At 54.5% G+C, this 22,008-nt stretch carries 18 protein-coding genes; 6 read left to right on the forward strand and 12 right to left on the reverse strand.

Translation table 11 applies throughout. The features are described from left to right. The first annotated feature begins 13 nt into the window (after positions 1–13). A complete protein-coding gene (gene mscM / locus QMZ30_RS23350; protein WP_283229067.1) occupies positions 14–3,349 on the forward strand; it encodes a miniconductance mechanosensitive channel MscM in 3,336 nt (1,111 codons plus the stop codon). 46 nt (positions 3,350–3,395) lie between these two features. On the opposite strand, the gene mdh is transcribed toward mscM, so the two are convergent. Continuing rightward, positions 3,396–4,331: a malate dehydrogenase gene (gene mdh / locus QMZ30_RS23355; RefSeq protein ID WP_039331555.1), complete on the reverse strand. Its 936-nt coding sequence runs from the start codon at positions 4,329–4,331 to the stop codon at positions 3,396–3,398. 421 nt (positions 4,332–4,752) lie between these two features. Between mdh and argR the strand changes: the two genes are divergently transcribed. The 4 genes from argR (at position 4,753) to yhcN (QMZ30_RS23375) (ending at position 6,706) form a co-directional block, all read left to right on the forward strand. Beyond that, positions 4,753–5,223, forward strand: a complete 471-nt coding sequence (gene argR / locus QMZ30_RS23360; protein WP_039331557.1) for a transcriptional regulator ArgR — start codon at positions 4,753–4,755, stop codon at positions 5,221–5,223. Positions 5,224–5,713: 490 nt separating this feature from the next. After that, positions 5,714–5,977, forward strand: a complete 264-nt coding sequence (gene yhcN, locus QMZ30_RS23365) for a peroxide/acid stress response protein YhcN (RefSeq protein WP_039331558.1) — start codon at positions 5,714–5,716, stop codon at positions 5,975–5,977. 91 nt (positions 5,978–6,068) lie between these two features. Next, complete coding sequence (locus QMZ30_RS23370) at positions 6,069–6,335, forward strand: YdgH/BhsA/McbA-like domain containing protein (RefSeq protein ID WP_039331559.1); 267 nt, start codon at positions 6,069–6,071, stop codon at positions 6,333–6,335. Between the two features lie 104 nt (positions 6,336–6,439). Further along, positions 6,440–6,706 (forward strand): peroxide/acid stress response protein YhcN, encoded by a 267-nt coding sequence (gene yhcN, locus QMZ30_RS23375; protein ID WP_039331560.1) that lies wholly within the window; start codon positions 6,440–6,442, stop codon positions 6,704–6,706. A gap of 58 nt (positions 6,707–6,764) precedes the next feature. On the opposite strand, the gene QMZ30_RS23380 is transcribed toward yhcN (QMZ30_RS23375), so the two are convergent. The 5 genes from QMZ30_RS23380 to aaeX all read right to left on the reverse strand — a co-directional run bounded on the left by QMZ30_RS23380 (position 6,765) and on the right by aaeX (position 11,722). Further along, the gene (locus QMZ30_RS23380; RefSeq protein WP_283229068.1) at positions 6,765–7,034 is read right to left on the reverse strand and encodes a barstar family protein; all 270 of its coding nucleotides are present in this window, start codon (positions 7,032–7,034) and stop codon (positions 6,765–6,767) included. 14 nt (positions 7,035–7,048) lie between these two features. Then, on the reverse strand, positions 7,049–8,503 hold the full coding sequence (locus QMZ30_RS23385; protein ID WP_283229069.1) for an NAD-dependent succinate-semialdehyde dehydrogenase: 1,455 nt from the start codon (positions 8,501–8,503) through the stop codon (positions 7,049–7,051). Positions 8,504–8,614: 111 nt separating this feature from the next. Beyond that, a complete protein-coding gene (gene aaeB, locus QMZ30_RS23390; protein ID WP_283229070.1) occupies positions 8,615–10,567 on the reverse strand; it encodes a p-hydroxybenzoic acid efflux pump subunit AaeB in 1,953 nt (650 codons plus the stop codon). Between the two features lie 11 nt (positions 10,568–10,578). Continuing rightward, positions 10,579–11,508 (reverse strand): p-hydroxybenzoic acid efflux pump subunit AaeA, encoded by a 930-nt coding sequence (gene aaeA / locus QMZ30_RS23395; RefSeq protein ID WP_039331568.1) that lies wholly within the window; start codon positions 11,506–11,508, stop codon positions 10,579–10,581. A gap of 10 nt (positions 11,509–11,518) precedes the next feature. Further along, positions 11,519–11,722: a p-hydroxybenzoic acid efflux pump operon protein AaeX gene (gene aaeX, locus QMZ30_RS23400; RefSeq protein WP_021508145.1), complete on the reverse strand. Its 204-nt coding sequence runs from the start codon at positions 11,720–11,722 to the stop codon at positions 11,519–11,521. A gap of 258 nt (positions 11,723–11,980) precedes the next feature. Here aaeX and aaeR point away from each other — a divergent pair, with 258 nt between their 5' ends. Further along, a complete protein-coding gene (gene aaeR / locus QMZ30_RS23405; protein ID WP_283229071.1) occupies positions 11,981–12,898 on the forward strand; it encodes an HTH-type transcriptional activator AaeR in 918 nt (305 codons plus the stop codon). Between the two features lie 104 nt (positions 12,899–13,002). On the opposite strand, the gene tldD is transcribed toward aaeR, so the two are convergent. From tldD to mreC, 6 genes are all read right to left on the reverse strand, one after another. Beyond that, complete coding sequence (tldD, locus tag QMZ30_RS23410) at positions 13,003–14,448, reverse strand: metalloprotease TldD (protein ID WP_283229072.1); 1,446 nt, start codon at positions 14,446–14,448, stop codon at positions 13,003–13,005. A gap of 64 nt (positions 14,449–14,512) precedes the next feature. Next, the gene (gene yhdP, locus QMZ30_RS23415; RefSeq protein WP_283229073.1) at positions 14,513–18,328 is read right to left on the reverse strand and encodes an AsmA2 domain-containing protein YhdP; all 3,816 of its coding nucleotides are present in this window, start codon (positions 18,326–18,328) and stop codon (positions 14,513–14,515) included. A 47-nt stretch (positions 18,329–18,375) separates the two neighbouring features. After that, positions 18,376–19,845, reverse strand: a complete 1,470-nt coding sequence (gene rng / locus QMZ30_RS23420; protein WP_058973141.1) for a ribonuclease G — start codon at positions 19,843–19,845, stop codon at positions 18,376–18,378. After that, positions 19,835–20,428: a Maf family protein gene (locus tag QMZ30_RS23425; RefSeq protein ID WP_283229074.1), complete on the reverse strand. Its 594-nt coding sequence runs from the start codon at positions 20,426–20,428 to the stop codon at positions 19,835–19,837. Before QMZ30_RS23425 ends, rng begins: the two co-directional genes overlap by 11 nt. Before the next feature lie 8 nt (positions 20,429–20,436). After that, a complete protein-coding gene (mreD, locus tag QMZ30_RS23430; RefSeq protein WP_039331577.1) occupies positions 20,437–20,925 on the reverse strand; it encodes a rod shape-determining protein MreD in 489 nt (162 codons plus the stop codon). After that, a complete protein-coding gene (gene mreC, locus QMZ30_RS23435) occupies positions 20,922–21,956 on the reverse strand; it encodes a rod shape-determining protein MreC (RefSeq protein ID WP_039331579.1) in 1,035 nt (344 codons plus the stop codon). Before mreC ends, mreD begins: the two co-directional genes overlap by 4 nt. Between the last annotated feature and the right edge of the window lie 52 nt (positions 21,957–22,008).

A 22,008-nucleotide genomic window follows, 5' to 3' on the forward strand; every position in this document is an offset into this window, starting at 1 on the left:
CGGAACCTCTCCCGTGCGCGTTTTCCTCTCCCTACTGCTGAGCCTGGTGCTCAGCAGTTCTGTATTTGCCGCTACCGTTCCGCCCGCCAATCAGCTGAAACAAGAGCTGGATGCGGCCAAATCCGCTAAAGCCACACCGACTCAAGCCGAGCAGGTGCAGGCGCTGGAAGCGGCGATTAATTTCCTGTCTGAGCGCGATGAATCACAGGAGCGTGCCAAACAATATCAACAGGTGATTGATGATTTTCCGCGCCTGGCGCGTGAATTACGCCAGCAGATCGCCACGCTAACGGACGGCAGTAAAACGGTGCGTAGCAACATGAGCAGCGCCGAGCTGGATCAAGAGATCTTGCAAATCAGCAGCCAGTTACTGGAGGAAGGTCGTCAGGCACAGCAGGAGCAGGATCGCGCTCGCGAGATCAGTGATTCGCTTTCGCAGCTGCCGCAACAGCAAACCGATGCACGACGCGCGATGACCGAAAGCGATCGCCGTGTGCAAGGTTTTTCAGCCGCCGCCACACCGCTGGCACAGGCGCAGATCTATGCACGTCAGGCGGAGAATGCCGCCAACAAAGCGCGGGTTGACGAGTTAGAGCTGGCGCAGCTGTCAGCCAATAACCGCCAGGAACTGGCGCGCATGCGGGCTGAAGTGCATCAGCGCAAAGCCACGCAGCTTGATAACTATCTGCAGGATCTGCGTAATCAGCTTAACAACCAACGCCAACGCGAAGCGGAACTGGCGCTGGAGCGCACCGAGCAGCTGGCAGAAAACAGCGGGGATTTACCCGCATCCATCAGCGACCAGTTCCGCGTTAACCGCGAATTATCTGCTGACCTGAATGCACAAGCCCAACGCATGGATCTGGTCGCCTCGCAGCAGCGCCTGGCCACCAATCAAACCTTGCAAGTACGCCAGGCACTCAGCACGCTGCGTGAGCAATCACAGTGGCTGGGCGCCTCAAATCTGCTCGGTGAAGCCTTGCGCGCCCAGGTTGCACGGCTGCCGGATATGCCAAAATCGCAGCAAATTGACAGCGAAATGGGCCAGTTGCGCGTTCAGCGCCTGCACTATGAAGATTTGCTTGAGCGGCAGAAAGATCTGCGTAAAGAGAAACAGGATGACGGCACACCCTTTACCAGCGAGCAACGCCGCATCCTTGATGCGCAGCTGAAAACGCAACGTGAACTGCTCAACTCGCTGATCTCCGGCTGCGATACGCTGATTCTGGAAATCACCAAACTCAAAGTCTCCAATACGCAGCTTCAGGATGCGCTGGGGGAAGTGAGAGAAGCCACGCATCGCTATCTTTTCTGGACCGCCGATGTCAGCGCCATTGACTTAAAATACCCGATTGAGGTGGCGCGCGATTTAACACGTCTGCTGTCGCTGGATACCTTAGGACAACTTGGCAAAGCGACGGCCATGATGTTTACCAGTAAAGAAACGGTGATGCCTATCATCTGCGCCGTGTTACTGGTCGGCTTTAGTATCAGCTCTCGCCGTCATTACAATGACTTTATGGCGCGTTCTGCCATCCGCGTGGGCAAGGTGACGCAGGACCGCTTTAGCCTGACGTTACGCACCGTGTTCTGGTCAATCCTGGTTGCCGTGCCGGTACCGGTGCTGTGGGCCGCGCTGGGCTTTGGTTTACAGCATGCATGGCCTTATCCATTTGCGGTGGCGATTGGTGATGGCATTACCGCCACCCTGCCCCTGCTGTGGGCCTTTATGATCAGTAAGGCTTTCGCCCGCCACGATGGGCTGTTTGTGGTGCATTTTCGCTGGCCACAAGCGCGTGTCGCACGAGCAATGCGCTACTACTCACTCACCGTTGGTTTGATCGTGCCGCTTATCATGCTGCTGATTGCCTTCGCCAATCTCGATGATCCGCAGTTCTCCGCGACGCTCGGCCGCCTGTGCTTTATCCTGATTTGCGGTGCCTTGAGTATTGTCACGGTCAGCCTGAAACGCTCAGGCATTCCGCTTTATCTGGATAAAGAGGGCAACGGCGACAACTTCATCAACCGTATTTTATGGAACCTGATGATCGCCATTCCTCTGGTGGCGGCACTGGCTTCCTGCATAGGCTATCTGGCGACCGCGCAGGCGCTGCTGGCGCGTCTTGAAACCTCGGTGGGTATCTGGTTCTTCCTGCTGGTGATTTATCACATCATTCGCCGCTGGATGCTGATTCAGCGTCGCCGCATCGCCTTTGATCGTGCGCGTCAACGCCGTGCTGACATGCTGGCCAATCGCGCACGCAGCGAAGAAGAGAAAGAGCAGCAGACACCGGCTAACGCTGACACCATAGAGATAGATGAACCCAGTCTGGATTTGGATGAGATCAGCGCCCAGTCACTGCGCCTGGTACGCTCCATTCTCACCTTGATTGCGCTGGTGTCCGTGATTGTGCTGTGGTCGGAAATCCACTCCGCCTTTAGCTTCCTCGACAACATTCCGCTGTGGGATGTGAGCACCACCATCCAAGGCGTGGAGAGCGTTCAGCCGATCACGCTGGGCTCCGTGTTGATTGCCATTTTGGTGTTCATCATTACGACGCAGCTGGTACGCAATATGCCGGCGCTGCTGGAGCTGGCGCTGTTACAGCATCTCAGCCTGACGCCTGGCACAGGGTATGCGATTACCACCCTCACCAAATATGCGCTGATGCTGATTGGCGGCTTAATTGGTTTCTCCATCATTGGCGTGGAATGGGCGAAGCTGCAGTGGTTGGTGGCGGCCTTAGGTCTGGGGCTAGGTTTTGGTATGCAGGAAATCTTCGCCAACTTTATCTCCGGCTTGATCATCCTGTTTGAAAAACCGATCCGTATTGGTGATACCGTGACGATTCGCGATTTGACCGGCAGCATTACCCGCATCAATACGCGCGCCACCACCATTACCGACTGGGATCGTAAAGAGATTATCGTGCCGAATAAGGCCTTCATCACGGAGCAGTTCGTCAACTGGTCGCTGTCAGACTCCGTGACGCGTGTGGTGCTGACCATCCCTGCACCGGCTCACGTCAACAGTGATGAAGTCACCAATATCCTCAAGCAGGCCGCCGAACGCTGTACCTACGTACTGGATATGCCCGCGCCAGATGTGTTCCTGGTTGACCTGCAGCAGGGTATTCAGCTGTTCGAACTGCGTGTGCACGCGGCCGAAATGGGGCACCGTATGCCGCTGCGCCATGAGTTGCACCAGCTGATTCTGCGCGGTTTTGAGGAGCATGGTATCGAGATGCCGTTCCCGCCGTTCCAGGTACGCATGGAGACGCTGGGGCGCAAAACGCCGGCCAGTAATGGCTCGCCCTCGAGCCAGACGTTCAAATCAGGTGGCTTATAAATGAAAACGCCCGGCAAGTGCCGGGCGTTGTTTTATCGACTGAACATCACTTCACAAATTCTACGCCTTGCGCGATATCTTTCTTCAACGTCTCCAGCATGCCATTGAGCGCCTGTTGCTCAAACGCACTTAATGGCCCCAGCGGACGGCGCTCTACAATACCGTTTTTGCCCAACAGCAGCGGCTGTGAGAAGAAGCGCGCGTACTCACCATCGCCTTCAACATAGGCACACTCCACCACGTTAGCTTCGCCCTGCAGGGCACGAATCAGCGAAAGACCAAAGCGCGCTGCCGCTTGCCCCATCGACAAGGTTGCCGATCCGCCACCCGCCTTGGCTTCGACAACTTCAGTGCCGGCATTCTGAATGCGTTTGGTCAGGTCAGCCACTTCCTGATCGCTGAAGCTGATGCCTTTAACTTGCGACAGCAGTGGCAGAATAGTGACGCCAGAATGCCCCCCCACTACCGGCACTTCGATCTCGGTTGGCTGTTTGCCTTTCAATGCAGCAACAAAAGTATTGGCGCGGATGATGTCGAGCGTCGACACGCCAAACAAACGGTTTTTGTCATAGACGCCGGCTTTTTTCAGCACTTCAGCGGCAATCGCCACGGTGGTGTTCACCGGGTTGGTGATCACGCCAATCAGCGCTTTCGGTGCGGTACTGGCCACCTGCTCGATCAGATTGCGGACGATCCCGGCGTTGACGTTAAACAAATCAGCGCGATCCATACCGGGTTTACGTGCCACGCCAGCAGAAATCAACACCACATCGGCACCGTGCAGCGCGGGGGTCGCATCTTCGCCACTGAACCCTTCTACTTTTACCGCAGTCGGAATATGGCTGAGATCCACCGCGACACCCGGCGTCACCGGAGCGATGTCGTAAAGTGAGAGAGAGGAACCTGCGGGTAATTGAGTTTTGAGCAGCAGTGCTAGCGCCTGGCCGATACCACCAGCTGCACCGAGAACGGCAACTTTCATCCTGAACTCCTTATTAAGGTGGGGCAGAGATATGCCGAAAATCCATCAGGTTACGAGTTTAATCAACTTCTCAGGCGATAGCGACACACCTGTCGCGCATTAACCTACGCCGCAATCGGCTCCCGAGACATCTCCACTTCAGAAGTCGCCTGAATGATACATTCGCAGCCAGAAAACTATGGACGGCAATGATCATCGATATTGTTGTTACCACTTCAATACTATAACAACATTGCAACCTTCGCTTTGCGCGTCACCCCGCGATTTTGGCGCAACACAAATCTCTGGTATGATGCCGCCCCCCGCAGGATTATGCGGCGATTCTCTCATCACGCTTATTGCATAAAAATTCATCTAAATGCATAATAATTTATCTGCTGTAGGCCTGTTGCCTGCCGCACCCCTCTTTTATTGGTAGCTTATGCGAAATCCATCAAAACAAGACGACCTGATCAAAGCCTTCAAGGCCTTATTGAAGGAAGAGAAATTTAGTTCTCAAGGCGAGATCGTACAGGCGCTGCAGGAAGACGGCTTCGAAAATATCAATCAGTCAAAAGTTTCTCGTATGCTGACTAAGTTTGGCGCGGTGCGCACCCGCAATGCCAAAATGGAAATGGTGTACTGCCTGCCCGCTGAACTGGGCGTGCCGACCACCACCAGCCCACTGAAGAATTTGGTGCTGGATATCGATTACAACGATGCGCTGGTGGTGATTCACACCAGCCCGGGTGCTGCGCAGCTGATAGCGCGTCTGCTGGATTCACTCGGCAAAGCGGAGGGGATCCTCGGGACTATCGCCGGTGATGACACCATCTTTATTACCCCCGCACGCGCTTTCTCCGTAAAACAGTTGCACGACGCTGTGCTGGTTTTATTCGAACAAGAGTTATAAAACCCTACTGTAGACCGGCAGTTCCACTGCTGGTCATCCCCTTTTGTTTTATCCCTTTCCCGCCCCGTTTGTTACAAATCCTTTTGTAAATAATAAGTTAACCTTAGATCCTCGTGTTCTGTAGCCAGAGCAATATTGGTACGACCTTTTCCCCTGCTTAACCATATGCGCTATTTTACACTGCTTTACATATCGTGCTCAGCCGTTATAGCTTCTTAATGCGTACCAGCCAGCTGGATCAACCACGATCTTTCGCACAAAAAGATAATTTGATGCAGATCATTGTTTTTACGGATAAATAACCGTCAATGGTTAAGATCCAGGCGTTTTTTATAACCATGAGTTCTAAAAAAGCGTCATAAGGATAAAGAATAACAACCAAACATTATTAGCCAGATATTAATTTCATGAGTGATTAGATCTATACTTCTTTTCGTGATGCAAATCACACGAAAGAAAAAGATAAAAATAGACGACGAGGAAAAATATCATGAACGTTAAAACTACTATCGCAACCCTGAGCATTCTATCTGCCCTGTCATTTGGTGCTTTTGCAGCGGATTCTATCAATGCTCAACAAGCAGCCAACCTGCAACCCGCTGGCACCATTAGCGTAAGCGGCGTGGGTGGTTCTCCAATGGACATCCATGAGCAACTGAACGCTAAAGCCGATCAAGAAGGCGCAAAAGCCTACCGCGTGATCGAAGCGAATACTGGCGACAGCTATCACGCCACCGCTGAGCTTTACAAATAAGTTTGCTGAATCAAGACGCAGTGTGAACGGCGACCCGTTTGAGACGCATTTGCCTCTCAGGTTGCCAAACCAAATTTCAGGAGAGTGAATCATGAAAACCAAATTAGCTATCGCAGTTCTGGGTCTGGCTTCTGTTCTGTCTTTCGGTGCCAGTGCCGCCAGTCTGGTCTCTAACGAACAAGCTGAACAGCTTCAATCGTTAAACCAAACCATCAGTGTTAGCGGTGTTGACGGTGACCAAGCGAATGTCCGCCAGGAACTGTCACAGAAAGCTGATGCTCAGGGTGCCAGCCACTATCGCATCATTGAGAGTAACCGTGGTGACACCTACCACGTCACTGCTGAACTGTATAAATAAGTATTAATCGAACGTCAGGCGCCTGTGCGGCGCCAGACAATTGATCGACGACCCGCCACACCCACTTTTGCCGCAGGTTGTTGATTGCCACGAGGAGAAAAATTATGAAAATCAAAACAACCATCGCAGCCGCTAGCCTTCTTTCCCTGTTTGCCTTTGGTGCTTCTGCAGCACAGCTGGTGACCGATGAGCAGGCGCAAAATCTGCAACCTACCGGCAGCACCGTGACCATCAGTGGTACAGGTGGATCACCCATGGATTACCGTGCCCAGCTTTCACAGAAAGCCGATGAGCAGGGTGCCAGCGCTTACAAAGTGATTGAAGCGAAAACCGGTGACAGCTATCACCTGACCGCTGAGCTGTACAAATAATTCCTCGTCAATTCTGACGAACCCTTTGGCCCCGCTCGCCGGGGCCCTTTTTAGTTGATCACGTCACATTAAAGCGGAGCTGGCCCTCCAGCTCCTCTTCTGCTTCATCAAACAACAGAATCAATGCGCCATATCGGCGTTTCTGCCCTTTTCCCAGATTCACAAACTCAATCTCCAGTGGCAATGGCATGTACTCACCCATGATCGCATCCCAAAGATCGTCAAGATCGCTGACGGCACGATCGGCCAGCGCGAAGCGATCGCTGAACTGGCGATAGAAATGGGCTTGATCGACGATTTCGTCGAAATCGAAACGCTCGGTTCTCATTGTGTTGCCCTCTTCTAGGCAAGCCCGCCAAGGTGCAGCGCTTTCACCTCAAGATACTCCTCCATCCCCAGTACGGACCCTTCACGGCCTAATCCAGATTCTTTCACGCCGCCAAAGGGGGCCAGTTCGGTGGAAACGGCACACTCGTTAATCCCAATCATCCCGGCTTCCAACGCCGCCGACACGCGGAATACCCGCTGCAGGCTTTGCGTATAGAAATAGGCTGCCAGACCATAATCGGTATGATTGGCGCGTTGAATCACATCGGCTTCATCGTCGAAACGGAAACAGGCCGCCACCGGGCCAAACGTCTCTTCCTGTGCCAGTTTCATGCCTTCGTGAGCATCGCCTATCACTGTTGGCTGCCAGAAATTACCGCCCAGAGGATGGCGCTCGCCTCCGGTAAGCAAGGTGCCCCCTTTGCTCAGTGCATCTTTGACATGCTCTTCCACTTTTTCCAGCGCCGACGGTTCAATCAGCGGCCCGACAATGACGCCCTCTTCTGTGCCGTTGCCAACTTTAAGTTGGCCTACCGCAGCAGCCAGTTGATTGACGAAACGATCGTAGATGGCATTGTGCACATAGAAGCGATTCACGCTCACGCACACTTGGCCCGCGTTGCGGAATTTATTGGCTATCGCGCCCTGCACTGCGGCATCAATATCCGCATCTTCAAACACGATATAAGGCGCATTGCCGCCCAGTTCCATGGAGACTTTTTTCATGGTTTCAGCTGCATTGCGCATCAAGGTTTTGCCGACCGCCGTTGACCCGGTGAAGGAGATTTTGCGCACCGTTTTGCTCGCCATTATCGCGTCGCTGATGGCGTGGGTATCACCCGCTACCGCGTTCAACACCCCATCGGGCACTCCCGCTTGTTGTGCCAGCGCCAGTAAGGCAAACGCACACAGCGGTGTGTTATTGGCGGGTTTAATAATGCCGGTGCATCCGGCGGCCAGCGCCGGGCCGAGTTTGCGTGTCAGCATCGCCATGGGGAAGTTCCACGGCGTGATAGCCGCAACCACGCCGATTGGCTCACGGGTGGCCAGGATACGTGAGCCTGGTTTTGCCGGAGGGATGATTTCACCGTTGGCGCGCTTGGCCTGCTCAGCAAACCATTGAATGAAACTGGTGGCGTACTCGACTTCGCCTTCTGCTTCTTTTAAGGGTTTGCCTTGTTCGGCGGTCATCAACTGCCCGAGCCAGCTTTTGTTCTCAATCATCAGCTGATACCAGCGATTCAGAATTTCTGCGCGTTGTTTCGCGGTTTTGTCACGCCAGGCCGGGAAAGCCTGTTCGGCGGCGGCAATCGCCTGTTCGGTTTCACGCTTACCGGCCTTAACCACTTTTGCCAGCACCTCACCCGTGGCCGGGTTGGTGACGTCAAAGGTGGTACTGCCGCTGTGCCATTGACCTGCCACAAAGTAGCCGGTTTTGAAGAGCGGATGTGATTGCAGAGAAGTGGACATCGTTATGCTCCTGTCAGTATGTATCCTGTCAGAAAAGTATAGATGCCAAAATCATCGGGTTTTGTGTCGACGTGGGATCAAAAAGGCCGCTGCGGGTGGCAGCGGCCAGTTTCAGATTTGGATGAGGGTGTTCTGATACTTCTCCAGCATCAGCGACAAGCGCTTCACCGGTTCGGTCACACTCTCTGGTGCCGCATAGTGCTGAAGTTTTTCCTGATAGATCTCCAGCTCCTTCAATAACCGCTCAAAGTAGTGACGGCGTTTATCATCGCTGGTCGCCGAGATCACCCGATCGGCGGTGTAACGTAGTTGACGATGGTAGGCCGATAGCTCCGGATTGATCGGCACTTCGGCATTACGCAGACGTTGATGGCCAATAATCAGCGTTAAGGCAATGCGGTATTTATCGATATCACCCGGAAACAGGTTCAGCAGCAGAAACAGCTGTTGATACAACGCAGGGAGATGGTTTTCCCGGCGACGCGCCTGATTGGTGGTCAACGCCGCTACGGCTGCGTACATAAAGCGGTTGAGCAGCTTACGGCCGGTACGCGCTTTAGACTTATCGCGGATCAACAGAATCACCATCATCGCGACAAAGCAGCCAATCCACTGCCCCAGCGCATTGTCGAGGAAGACGTTGAACTCGAATTTCATCGGGTTATCCAACACCAGCACGTTGATGGTGCCGATCAGCGCCCCTAGCGTACCAATCTGACGACGCTGGACAAAAATGCCGCCGACAAACCCCAAAGTACCTATGGCAATACACAGCAGTAAGGCACTTTGCTGCGTCGCCGGCAAAATGTAGACGAAGTACAGCAGACCAAGTGGGATCGCGAAGGTCATGCCGTAGAGAAAATCTTTCGCCAGCATCAATGGGTTCGGCATACGCATCGCTAGCGCCGTGATCACCGCCAGCATCACCATGCAACCGCTGCCGGACGTCCAGCCGGTATACAGCCAGAACAGTGAGCCGAGCGCAGTGGCGACAAAAGTACGCACGCCATTAATCATTGCGTGGTGCGTTTCAGCAGAGCGTGCCTGAATCACCACCTCACGCTGCAAGATACTCTCTTCCAGCGTGGTGATACGACCATTGCTGCGAATACCGTTGATCAGCAGCAGATATTCGGTGGCAGCACCGACCCAGCTTGCGACCGTCATCGGCACCGTTTTGCTGGTGAGGCCAATCAAGCGGCGCATGACCTTCATACGTTTGTGCACATCGTTAACGTTGTTGACCTCTTTCTCAATCAGCAGACGATACTGAGGCGGTACGTATTCCGGGCGTGAATTCTGAATCAGGAAGGTTTCTGCTGCCTGGGTAATCAACGTCAATGACAGCGTATTCAGCATCTGCAAACGGCGGCTGGTGTTCTTCCAGCGCGAGGATTCCATCAGCAGCTGGCTGCGCATGCCGTTAAGTGCCGTGGTGCGACGCACCAGCGCGCTCCAGGCTTTATCGACTTCCTCTTTATCACCGTGCGCGACGCACAGTTGCAACAGTTTGTAGTGGGCCACCAGCAGCGCATCCACTTCCGCATCAATCACTTTCTTGATTGAACGCGGCGAGAACAGCATATCGGCAAGAATCGCACACAAAATGCCGAGGACGATTTCGCTACAGCGCTCGACGGCAAACTGCGGTGCCAGCGTTAAAGCGCCACTGGCATCGGCGGTGATGACGATGATCAGCGCGGTGTATCCGGCCAGGCCCAGCGCGTAGGAGTTTTCGACTTTGATTAAAGATGAAAGCCAGACACACATGCCCGCCCATAAACAGCACAGCAGCAGCATCACCACCGGTGCCCGGATGGTGGCAATCATGATGGTGAGTGCGGCGATGCTGCCGATAAACGTACCAATGATGCGCAAGATGCCGCGATAGCGCAGTGCGCCAGAATAGGGATCGCCCCCTGCAGCAAAGGCGGTACCACCGGCCACAATGCCGGCGGTCATGACCGCCCAACGCGGCGTTTCCAGATTAAAGTGAAAGCCAATCATCAGCGCGGCAACCAGCGCGAACGTCAGCTTCACCGGGAAACGCAAAAACTCAATCATAACAGCCTCGTTTAACCAAACTCGCGCAGGCGGTTAAAGAACTGCGCCATCGGTGAGACTTTGGTTTGACGATCTTTATCCCCGGTGATCACTACGGTCGCCGTAGTCCCTGCTGGGAAGCGGTTACCTGGTTGATCATCCAGACGAATACGCACTGGCACACGCTGCGCCAGACGTACCCACTCAAGGTTGGAGTCGATGGTGGCCATGCCTTTGCTGTCAACGCTGCTGCTACTGTTGGTCACACCGGCGGCGATACTGTCGACAGTGCCACGTAGTACGGTATTGCTGCCCAGCGGGGTAATTTCTGCACGGAAGCCCGGACGTACACCATCCAGCTTGGTCTCTTCCATATAGGCCAGCACGTAGAATGAATGCTGTTGTACCAACGCCACGGCCACAGAACCACGTGTGATGAACTCACCCTGATAGACGTTAAGGTTAGTGACCCAGCCGTCGGACGGTGCTTTGATCGTGGTGCGATCGAGGTCAATCACCGCTAAATCGCGCGTGGCAATAGACTTAGCCAACTGATGTTCGCTGGTTTGTAGATCGTTGTTCGCCTGATCGATAGCTTCACGCGACATCGCGCTGGTGCCAAGCTGGTTTCGACGCGCCGCTTCACGACGTTTTTCGTTGACCAGTGCCTGGTAATATTCGACATCGGCCTGGGCCTCATCCAGCGCTTTTTGGTAGCGTGGACGATCGACCACAAACAGGGTATCGCCTTTTTTCACCAGTTGGTTGTCATGGACCGGCACATCAGTGATCAGACCCGTTACATCCGGGGAGATCGCCACTACATCGGCGGAGAATTTGGCGTCGCGCGTCCAGGGCGACTCGGTGTAGAACACCCAGGCGCGGAAGATGATCACGATAGCGATGATGACCAGCAGGATCGTAATCGCGTAACGCGCGATTTTTCTTATTAGCGCTTTCACTTAAAAAACCTCAGACGAATAAACGGGATACAAGGTAAAACACACAGCAATACAGCGCTGTGTTAAAAAGTGCCGGATGCCACACCAGATCGTAAATTCCGCTGGGCGTCAGCACGCGTTTCACCAGCCAGAACAGCGCCAGCGAAACCAGTAGTTCGATGAAGATGGGCGGAAAAGACAGCCCGAATACGACAAATACCGGAAGCACACTCATTTCGGATCCTTAGTTCGACCTTGCCGGATCGCACCGATACCTGCCCTCATGCCACGGAGCACGTTGGGTTGATTATCAGGGGATGATTGGGAGACTGATGGCAACATTCAGGCCGCGTTGAGCTAATGATAGCGTATCATCGAGTAAACACAGCCGTGTTAAGGTGCGGTGAACAGACCCAGCGTGCGTATAGTAACGCGCTTGACTATACGTTTTCTACATATTGTGAGCTAAATCACTTTTTAGCCAGAGTAAACAATGGAACGACTTAAAGGCATGTCCATCTTCGCCAAAGTGGTTGAATTAGGTTCATTTACCGCCGCGGCACGTCAGCTCCATCTCAGCGTTTCGTCAATCAGCCAGATTGTCGCCAAACTGGAAGATGAACTGCAGGTCAAATTACTCAATCGCAGCACCCGCAGCATTGGCCTGACCGAAGCGGGCAAGATCTACTATCAGGGCTGCCGCCGCATGCTGGCTGAGGCGTCTCAGGTACATGAACAGCTGTATGCCTTCAATAATACGCCGATTGGTATCCTGCGCATCGGTTGTTCATCCACCATGGCGCAAAATGTCCTGTCCGCTATGACCAGCGAGATGTTACACGAATATCCGGGTCTGAGTGTGAATTTAGTGACGGGTATTCCAGCACCTGACTTAATCGCCAACGGGCTGGATATTGTGGTGCGCGTGGGCGCGCTGCAAGACTCGAACTTGTTTTCACGCCGCCTGGGTGCCATGCCGATGGTGGTATGCGCGGCGAAAAGTTATCTGGCACAAAACGGCACGCCGGACAAACCGGGTGAGATCGATAACTTTTCATGGCTGGAGTACAGCGTGCGTCCGGATAACACCTTTGAGTTGGTGGCACCGGAAGGGCTGGTAACCAAACTCACCCCGCAAGGTCGCTTTGTGACCAATGATTCGCAAACGCTGATTCGCTGGCTGAAAGCCGGCTGCGGCATCGCTTACGTGCCACTGATGTGGGTGATTGATGAAATTAACGCAGGCGAGATCGATATTCTGTTCCCGCAATACCATTCCGAACCCCGTCCGGTGTATGCGCTGTATACCGAAAAGGATAAAATGCCGCTAAAAGTGCAGGTGTGTATTGATTATCTGACCGAGTATTTTAAGCAGGTGGCAAGGCAGTATCAGCAGCATCGTAAGCGCTGACGGTTCTGGTCGCCATGAATGGCGACCTTACAAAGTACCGTGCCATATTTCGTAGGGTGCGCATTAATGCGCACCTGGAACAGGATTAATGCGCACCCGGCTTATTACGCCGTACCACCCACGGTGATTTTATCCAGCTTCAGCGTTGGCTGGCCCACGCCCACGGGCACGCTTTGCCCTTCTTTACCGCACACGCCCACGCCTTTATCCAGCGCCAGATCGTTACCCACCATTGAAATCTGCTGCATCGCTTCAATACCGGAACCGATCAGCGTGGCACCTTTCACCGGTTTGGTCACTTTGCCGTTCTCAATCAGATAGGCTTCTGACGTGGAGAACACAAATTTGCCCGAGGTAATATCCACCTGACCACCGCCAAAGTTCGGGGCGTATAAGCCGTACTCCACGCTCTCGATAATATCCTGCGGCGTGGATTTGCCTGCCAGCATGTAGGTGTTGGTCATACGCGGCATCGGCAGATGAGCATAGGATTCGCGGCGACCGTTTCCGGTTGGCGGCACACCCATCAGGCGCGCATTCAGTTTATCCTGCATGTAGCCTTTCAGAATGCCATTCTCGATCAGCACGTTGTACTGACCCGGCACACCTTCATCATCCACAGCCAGGGAGCCGCGCAGCCCTTCGATGGTGCCATCATCCACCACGGTGCACAGCTCAGACGCGACCAGTTGCCCCATCTTGCCGCTGAACACAGAGGTTTCACGGCGGTTGAAATCGCCTTCCAGCCCATGTCCCACCGCTTCGTGCAACAGAACACCTGGCCAGCCTGCACCCAACACCACTGGCAGGGTGCCCGCCGGCGCGGCAACTGCAGACAGGTTAACCAACGCTAAGCGCACCGCTTCACGTGCCCAGGCATCAGCGCGCACATCGCCACTTTCATCGGCGAGGAAGAATTCATAACCGATACGCGCACCGCCGCCACTTGAACCGCGTTCGCGTTTGCCCTGGTCTTCCACTTGCACGCTGATCGACAAACGCACCAGCGGACGAATATCCGCCGCCAGCGTGCCATCTGTCGCGGCCACCAGCACTTGCTCATAGACACCGCTCAGGCTGGCATTCACTTCCTGCACACGCGGATCGGTGGCACGGGCCACTTTATCGACACGGTGCAGCAAGGCAATCTTGTCTTCGCGCGTTAAGCTGTCCAGCGGATTGATCGGTGCATACAAAGAACGATTAACCACAACAGAGAGCGTGTGCGCTTTGCCGTTGCCCTGTTCCCGCACGATGCTGCGCGCGGCTTCTGACGACTGACGTAACGCGTTCAGTGTGATTTGGTCAGCGTAGGCGAAACCGGTTTTTTCACCGCTCACCGCACGTACGCCTACACCCTGATCGATATGATAAGAGCCATCTTTGATGATTTTATCTTCCAGCACCCAGGACTCATGGAAGCTGGACTGGAAATAGAGATCGGCATAATCCAGACGACGTTCTGAAAGCTGCCCTAACAGGGAATAAAGGTCCTGCTGATTAATGCCGTTAGCAGCTAGTAACTGCTCACTTACCAGATTCAGAGTCATCGTTTCTCACTCATTATGTGCTCAGATAGTCATAGCCTGCGGCAATTCCCCGATGGCGTCAAATTCACTTCTTGTCATCTTCGCGCGGTTTACGCAGCACTTCATTGATTTCCGGTTTATCCAGCGGCCCGCTGATGTGATATCGCAGCAGCGAAATCTTATTCCACAACGGCCCCAATACCTTGCTGGCAGCAAACACCGCCGCACCTATCACCGGGTTGACCACAAACGCGGTCGCCACGCCGACAGAAGCTGAGATTTCCGGTGCGACCACCGCTTCCATATCAATCTGACGTTTCACCAAATCGATTTTGCCCTGCATCGCGATATCCGCTTCCAGGCCATCCACCAGCAGGTTATCTGTACGCATGACGCCGTTTTCAATCCACGCCGTGCCGTTAATCGAGTCGAAATAGAAACCTTCGCTGAAGGTGTCACTGAAATCAAAACGCAGCTTGCGCAGCAAGGCATCAAAACTGAACAGGCGCAGCAGCTGACCGGCACGCCCGGTGTTCACGTCGGCAATCTGACCTTTACCAAAGTGCGTTTTCAGCGTGCCACTTAACGTCTCTTCCGACGGCTGCCACGGTGCTGAGCGCCAGTGCAGGTCATAATCCAGTTTGAAAGGGGCATCCCGTAGCGGGGTGTTCATACCAAACCAGTTGGTCGCGTCATTGATGCTCTTGCCACTCAGTGTGCCTTTCAGTGAGGTACGCTGGTCGCCCGGTTTGTTAACCCATTCACCGTTGATCAACAACTTCGAACTGCCGGTATCCACGCTGCCGTTAGTAAGTGCTAACGTATCTCCCTGCGGCTGTAATCTGGCCTGCATATGGCCAAACTTCTGGCCTCGCAGCCAGCATTCGTCGCAGTTCAGTTGCATGGCGGGCCAATTGCTGAAGTTAACACTGTTGCTGTTGCCAAACGGGGAAGCGGTGCTGCTTTTTTCGCTCGCCCATTCAGGATTGTAGTAAAGATAGCTGAGGTCAATTTGCCACGGCGCGTGCTGTGCCGTCGTCACGCTGCCGCGCGCCTCACGGCTTTCCAGCTGCAACTGCGTGTTGCCGCCAGGGCCTTGCGTCACGGTGGCGTTAACGTCGTGCCACTGCTGCCCACCCAGTGTTAACGCCGGTGTACGCAGAATGACGTCTCCCGGCAGCAGTGCGCCGCCAACTTCGGTTTCACCCTGCGCATTGCGGGAGTTACCCGAACCTGCCAGTAAGCCCATCCAGGCTTCACCATCCATTGCCGGCAGATTCAGCTCCATACCGCGGTTTTCAGGCAGTTTAGGCGTGCTTTTCGCATCGTTGAGCCAGATGCCGCGATCGACGCGCAACTGCGGTTCCAGAATCCAGCGGCTGTTAAAGCGATGATGCTCACGCACACTGCCGCTTAAGGTGAAACCGTGGAGATCGCCTGTCGCGTTAATTGCAATCGGCATCGCTTCACCAGCCTGCTTGTCCAGTGGTGCAGGTAAGTGACTACTTACTGTTTTGCCATCACCTTTCAAATCGACCTTGTAAGTGGCGCCACCTTTGTGTGGCAAGGTGATATCCACATTCCCCTGCCAGGGCAAACTGCCACTCAGCTGACTGCTGACATTTTGCGGCAGCACTTTTAGTTTGGCGGGCTGCCAGTCTCCCAGCAGTTTGACGTTCACGCCGAAGTCATTCGGGTTTTCCGTGGTGGTAAAGCTGACTCCGGTGGGTTGGCCGAACCAGTTGGCCTGCATCTCTTCACTTTCCAGGTTGCCGTTGTTGTAACGGAACCGTCCGCTGAGATTGTTTAGCGTGGTATTTAACGGTTTGATATGCAGGCTATTGTTATTCAGCACCACGTTGCCACTGGCATGCACCAGCTCGCCATCCAGTGGAATGTCGAGGTTGAGCGAACCGCGTACGTTGCCGCCAATTTGTAGCTGCTGCAGTGCTGCACCTAACGTCGGTTTCAGCGGTGTCTGTTCAAAGTAATCGGCGATCTGCTGGCCACCACCGCTCAGGTCACCATCAATGATCAGCTTCTCTTTGAGGTAATCAGGGATCACCGCGCTGACGTTGCGCGCATCAACCTCGCCCAACCTGGTTTTCTCCGCCTTCATCCACAGCCCATTGTTGAGGAAGTCGAGATTGATATCGAGGTTCTGCAGCGCTGGCCAGCCGGGCTGGAACTGGAAGGTGGAATTCTTTAATGGAACCCAGACCTCAAACATGCCGTCGTTGTGTTTGAACGGGAACAAGTGCGGATCGCCCGCAAACAGCAAGGTGGCATTATCCACCTGCCCGCCTTTGATCGACTCGCTGAGGTAATGGGTTAAATCATGCCCCATCAGCGGTTCCGGGAAGTAGCGCCAGGCATCGCCTGCATCGGTGACGCGAATCCCAGCCAGAATATCGAGGCGTGGAGATTTACCGAGGTTCTGCTGATAGCGGAAATCACCGCGCGCCCACAGCGAACGCGCTTGCACGTCGAGGTTCTGCCCATCCAGCGTTAGGCCATTGGCATCACGCAACCAGTTCAGCTTGCCGGTGATTTGCTTTATCTGCAGCGGTGCCTGGAACATATCGCCGTACGGCACTTCTGCCTGCCCCATCGCCACATCCAGTTGCCCGTTGTTCAGGCTGCCGCTGGCCGTGCCGCTTAGGTTACTGATGCCAGGCAAGAGTTCCCAATGCTGCCACGCCAAATCGCGCCATTTGGCCTGTAGGCGAGTGTTTTCGGGTTGATTGAGCGGAATATCCAGCGCCAGCGCATCAAGGTAGCCGCGCGGCTGCAACGCCCGCCAGTTGTCGAGCAACGCCGGTGATAAGGGTTTGAACAGTGGCACCAGCGGGGCTAAACGTTCCAGATCAAGCTGGGTGGCACGCACGCGCACCTCAGGGGAACTGTTGGCCCCAAGCATCTGTTGATCTTCTGGCTTCCACAGAATCGCGAAGTGGCCCGGCGCCCAGGCAATGCCGTCGGTGCTGAGACGGGTTTGCGGGACCGACAGGCTCCAGCCATTTTGGAAACGCGACAGATGGGCAGTTAGACCATCCACCTGCAGTTGATGATCGCCCTGCTCACCGCGCCAGCGTGCGCCACCTTTGCTCAGCAGCAAATCGCCGGCATACACGTCGCCGTCACGCAGATTCACCCAGGCTGCCAGGCTGAAACGCGCACTCTCCAGGCTGGTGTTGTCACGTAGCCAGGGGCCAATCCACGGACGGACATCCACGTCATCCGCTTGCATCCAGATACGGCCATCGTTAAGCAAGCCATCGGTGTCATTCAGATCGAGCCGCACCTGCACTACGCCATGTTGGCCGGTAAAGCTGGAGAGACTCACTTCACCTTCCGCACGGTGGCGCGTACTTTCGTTGAGCCAGGTCAGGCGCGGGATAGCCAGTTCAGCATGTTGACCTGAGGGCGTGAGAAAACGGATGCTGCTGTCGCGCAGATCAAAGTGGTCAAACTGGCGCAGAAAGAGTTCATTGATTTGCGTCGGTTTGAAACTGTTGCGTTGTTGATCATTGGTGAACAATGGACGGTTGAGATCCGCCCGTAACTGCCAGAAGGTAAGGTCACGGAACTGCCAGCGCCAGTGCAGCAGAGATTGCCAGATGTTTAACGCCAGGTTCACGCGGCCAATGGTGAGTTTGCCATCATCCGGCATCATTACGTTGAGATCGCGCACCTGCAAAGTGGGCCCAAAGTTCTCCCATTTACCCTGCAGCTCGCTGGCGTCCACCGTCACGCCGCTGACGCGTGAAATCGTCTGCAGTATGTCGCTGCGATAGCTATTGAGATGCGGCATCACGAGGCGCAACCCGCTGACCAGCAGCGCCACAATAACGATGATTGCGGCGAGCAGCAGTAACAATATCCTCGGCAACCGCCTCACACACCTCTCCTTGCTTTCCGTTGAATAACGGCGTTCAACCTCACGACTTACATCATGACGACGTCAAACTGCTCCTGTGTATAGAGCGGCTCAACATGGACTTTAACCTGCTTGCCGACAAAGATTTCTACTTCAGCCAGCGCATGGGACTCTTCACTTTTCAGCGCTTCGCCCACCGCAGGGGAAACGTACACCAGGAAGCGGTCAGAGTCGTAGGCGTGATGCACGCGGACAATTTCACGCATGATCTCATAACACACGGTCTCAACCGTTTTCAGCGTGCCACGCCCTTTGCACACCGGGCAGTCCGCACAGAGTACATGCTCAATACTTTCACGCGTGCGCTTACGCGTCATTTCCACCAAACCCAGCGCTGAAAAGCCGTTAATACCGGTTTTCACCCGATCTTTGCTCAATGCACTTTCCAGCGAATGCAGCACGCGGCGGCGATGATCATCATTACTCATATCAATGAAATCAATGATGATGATGCCGCCCAGATTGCGCAGTCGCAGCTGGCGGGCAATCGCCTGTGTGGCTTCAATGTTGGTGTTGAAGATGGTTTCGTCAAGATTACGGTGCCCCACAAAAGCACCGGTGTTGATATCCACCGTGGTCATGGCTTCGGTTTGATCGATGATCAAATAGCCACCAGACTTCAACTCCACCTTACGCTCTAACGAGCGCTGAATTTCATTCTCGACATCATACAGATCAAAGATCGGTTGTTTGCCGCTGTACAGCTCCAGCTTGCTGGCCATTTCCGGGATATATTCGCCGGTAAACTCCACCAACAGATCGCAGGTCAGACGGGAATCAACACGAATGCGATCAAGAGCCGCGCCAGCAAAGTCACGCAGCACTCGCTGCGCTAAGGCTAACTCACCGTACAGCAAGCAGCGCGTCTGGTTGCGCTTCTTGCGCTCGCTGACTTTGGTCCACAGACGTTTGAGGAATGCGGCATCCTGTGCCAGATCTTCCTCGCAAATGCCTTCCGCTGCAGTGCGAATAATAAAACCGCCCAAATCATCGCAGTAAGCCGACACCACCGCTTTCAGGCGATCGCGCTCGGCTTCACTTTCAATACGTTGCGAAACGCCGACGTGTGAGGCTCCCGGCATAAACACCAGATAGCGTGAAGGCAGCGTAATATCGGTAGTGAGGCGTGCACCTTTGGTACCCAGCGGATCTTTCACCACTTGCACCACTAAATCCTGGCCGGGGCGCACCAGTTCGCTGATGTCACGCACCACGAAGTTTTTCTTTTCATCACCCGCTACGCACTCGGTATGCGGCATGATATCGGAAGCATGCAGGAAGGCGGCTTTATCCATGCCGATATCGACAAAGGCAGCCTGCATGCCCGGTAAGACGCGGCTGATGCGTCCTTTATAGATGTTACCCACAATACCGCGCCGCGCTTCGCGCTCGATGTGGATCTCTTGCAAAATGCCGCCATCAATATAAGCGACACGGGTTTCAGAAGGTGTAACGTTTACCAGCAGTTCAGCCGTCATCTTGTCCCCTTAACGCACGCAGCGACTGAAAGTGGCTCAGCAGCTCATTGGTCTCAACCAGCGGTAATCCCACTACGGCGTGATAGCTTCCATTAATCCTGCGGACAAAATTGCCGCCCAGACCCTGTATTCCGTACGCGCCGGCTTTATCCATCGGCTCGCCGCTGGCGATATAGTGCGAAATTTCCGCTGCGGTGATATTGCGAAATGTCACGTCAGTGGTCACAAGGCAATCCAGTTCACGCTGCGCATCCGCTAATACCACGGCGGTCATCACCTGATGCGTTTGCCCAGAGAGTTTACTCAGCATTTCAGCCGCGTGCTCAGCATCGCGCGGTTTTTCCAGCACTTCGCTGTTGAGCACCACGATAGTATCTGCGCCTAACACCGGTAAATCCTGCGGTGCCACCGCCACTCCTGCTCGCGCTTTGTCCGAAGCCAGGCGTCGCACGTAGGCTTCCGCGGCTTCATCGGGCTGGCGCTGCTCCTCAACCTGCGTGATAAGGCGCTCAAACTGCAGGCCAAGTTGCGTGAGCAGTTCACGGCGACGCGGTGAACCGGAGGCGAGGTACAGGGTTATCATAGTCTTCCTTACTGAACAGCGAACTGACGGCGAATCTTTCTCATTAATAAGAATAGCCAAGGCCATAGAATGCCGTCGACCACACTGCTCCAGAAGATTTCCGGGCGGAATGAGACGTTGATCACCAAAAATTCAGCCCAAAAAACAATCACATCCACCGCAAGCGACAGCACCATAACCATTAATGCTTGCTGCCACAACGCAAGATTTCGGAATAGCTGAAATTTGAAGGCCACCAAATACGCGATGATGCTAAAAGCCAGCGCACGCACGCCCAGCGTAGAACCGGCCACCAGATCCATCACGGCACCTAAAAAGAAGCCGGTTCCAACATTCACCCGGTGCGGTAAGGCCAGAACCCAGTAAATCAGGATCAACAAAAGCCATGAAGGCCGGAACATGTAAATTTGTTCCGGCCAAGGCATGATTTGCAGAATGAGGGCAATCAGGAAGGACAGCCAGATAACCCATCGGCCCTGGCTGCGATATCGACTCAAGGCTGGCCTCCGCGTGTGTTCGCAGGAATCCCTTGCGAACGACTGCCATTAGCGGGTGCCGGCGGCCCCATTTGTTGCGTCGGTTGCATCATGTCCGGTGCCGGAGGGCCCATTTCACCGGCTGGCGGCAGAACCTGTGGCATCATCTGCATCAGACGTTCATTAGCCACACGATGCACTTCATCCGGTGCCATTGGCATGTCACCGTTCTTATCCGAGCCCCATAACAGCAGCAGGTAACGCAGACGTTGCAGACCAGCTGTTGGGTGTGCCTGAATCACGGTGTAAGCGCGTTGGGTATCCACTTTCACGGACGAGACCACGCCAACCGGATAACCTTCAGGGAAACGACCACCGAGACCGGATGTCACCAGCACATCGCCCACACGAATATCGGTATTACCCGGCAGATGCTCCAGCTGCAGATCTTCGCTACAACCGTTACCGGCCGCAATGACGCGAATATCGTTACGCAATACCTGAATCGGCAATGCGTGCGAGGCATCGCAAATCAGCAGAACGCGGCTGGTTACCTGGCCAACAGCCACCACCTGACCGACCACACCTTTATCGCTGATCACCGGCTGACCTTCGTAAACACCGTTTACGCTGCCTTTATCGATAACCACCTGATCGGTATAAGGATCGGTGCCCGTGGAGATGACCTGGGTCACCATTTTATGCTCATCCTGACGCAGCGGCGAGCCGAGCAGTTCACGCAGACGTGCGTTTTCCTGCTTGTATTGCCCCAGCATCAGCAGGTCACTGTTTTTCAGGAAGAGCTCGCGGCGCAACGCTTTATTTTCCAGTTCGAGCTGCTGGCGTGAGGCCAGCGTTTCCGATACGCCGTCCAGAAGCTGTCGCGGGCCATTGGCCAGAAAATAAAATGGACTCACCGACGTGTCCAGGTAGTTGCGGATCTGGGAAAAGGAGCTCACGCGGCTGTCGGCGATAATAATCGCGATAGCCACAATGACTGCCAGAAAGAGGCGCAACTGCAGGGATGGCCCCCTGCTAAAAATCGGCTTCATAAAATCTGCGTGTTCCTCGACATCAGGGAAGAAGCGTTAGTCGCATGACCAA

This window comes from Pantoea sp. EA-12 (assembly GCF_030053355.1).
In the GTDB taxonomy this organism is placed as follows: domain Bacteria; phylum Pseudomonadota; class Gammaproteobacteria; order Enterobacterales; family Enterobacteriaceae; genus Pantoea; species Pantoea vagans_C.

Coding starts and splice junctions, on each gene's coding strand:
- yhcN (WP_039331560.1), top strand. CDS start 6,440: ATGAAAATCAAAACAACCATCGCAGCCGCTAGCCTTCTTTCCCTGTTT.
- aaeX (WP_021508145.1), bottom strand. CDS start 11,722: ATGAGTGTGCTTCCGGTATTTGTCGTATTCGGGCTGTCTTTTCCGCCC.
- rng (WP_058973141.1), bottom strand. CDS start 19,845: ATGACGGCTGAACTGCTGGTAAACGTTACACCTTCTGAAACCCGTGTC.
- mdh (WP_039331555.1), bottom strand. CDS start 4,331: ATGAAAGTTGCCGTTCTCGGTGCAGCTGGTGGTATCGGCCAGGCGCTA.
- aaeB (WP_283229070.1), bottom strand. CDS start 10,567: ATGATTGAGTTTTTGCGTTTCCCGGTGAAGCTGACGTTCGCGCTGGTT.
- QMZ30_RS23370 (WP_039331559.1), top strand. CDS start 6,069: ATGAAAACCAAATTAGCTATCGCAGTTCTGGGTCTGGCTTCTGTTCTG.
- aaeR (WP_283229071.1), top strand. CDS start 11,981: ATGGAACGACTTAAAGGCATGTCCATCTTCGCCAAAGTGGTTGAATTA.
- tldD (WP_283229072.1), bottom strand. CDS start 14,448: ATGACTCTGAATCTGGTAAGTGAGCAGTTACTAGCTGCTAACGGCATT.
- QMZ30_RS23385 (WP_283229069.1), bottom strand. CDS start 8,503: ATGTCCACTTCTCTGCAATCACATCCGCTCTTCAAAACCGGCTACTTT.
- argR (WP_039331557.1), top strand. CDS start 4,753: ATGCGAAATCCATCAAAACAAGACGACCTGATCAAAGCCTTCAAGGCC.
- yhcN (WP_039331558.1), top strand. CDS start 5,714: ATGAACGTTAAAACTACTATCGCAACCCTGAGCATTCTATCTGCCCTG.
- mreC (WP_039331579.1), bottom strand. CDS start 21,956: ATGAAGCCGATTTTTAGCAGGGGGCCATCCCTGCAGTTGCGCCTCTTT.
- QMZ30_RS23380 (WP_283229068.1), bottom strand. CDS start 7,034: ATGAGAACCGAGCGTTTCGATTTCGACGAAATCGTCGATCAAGCCCAT.
- QMZ30_RS23425 (WP_283229074.1), bottom strand. CDS start 20,428: ATGATAACCCTGTACCTCGCCTCCGGTTCACCGCGTCGCCGTGAACTG.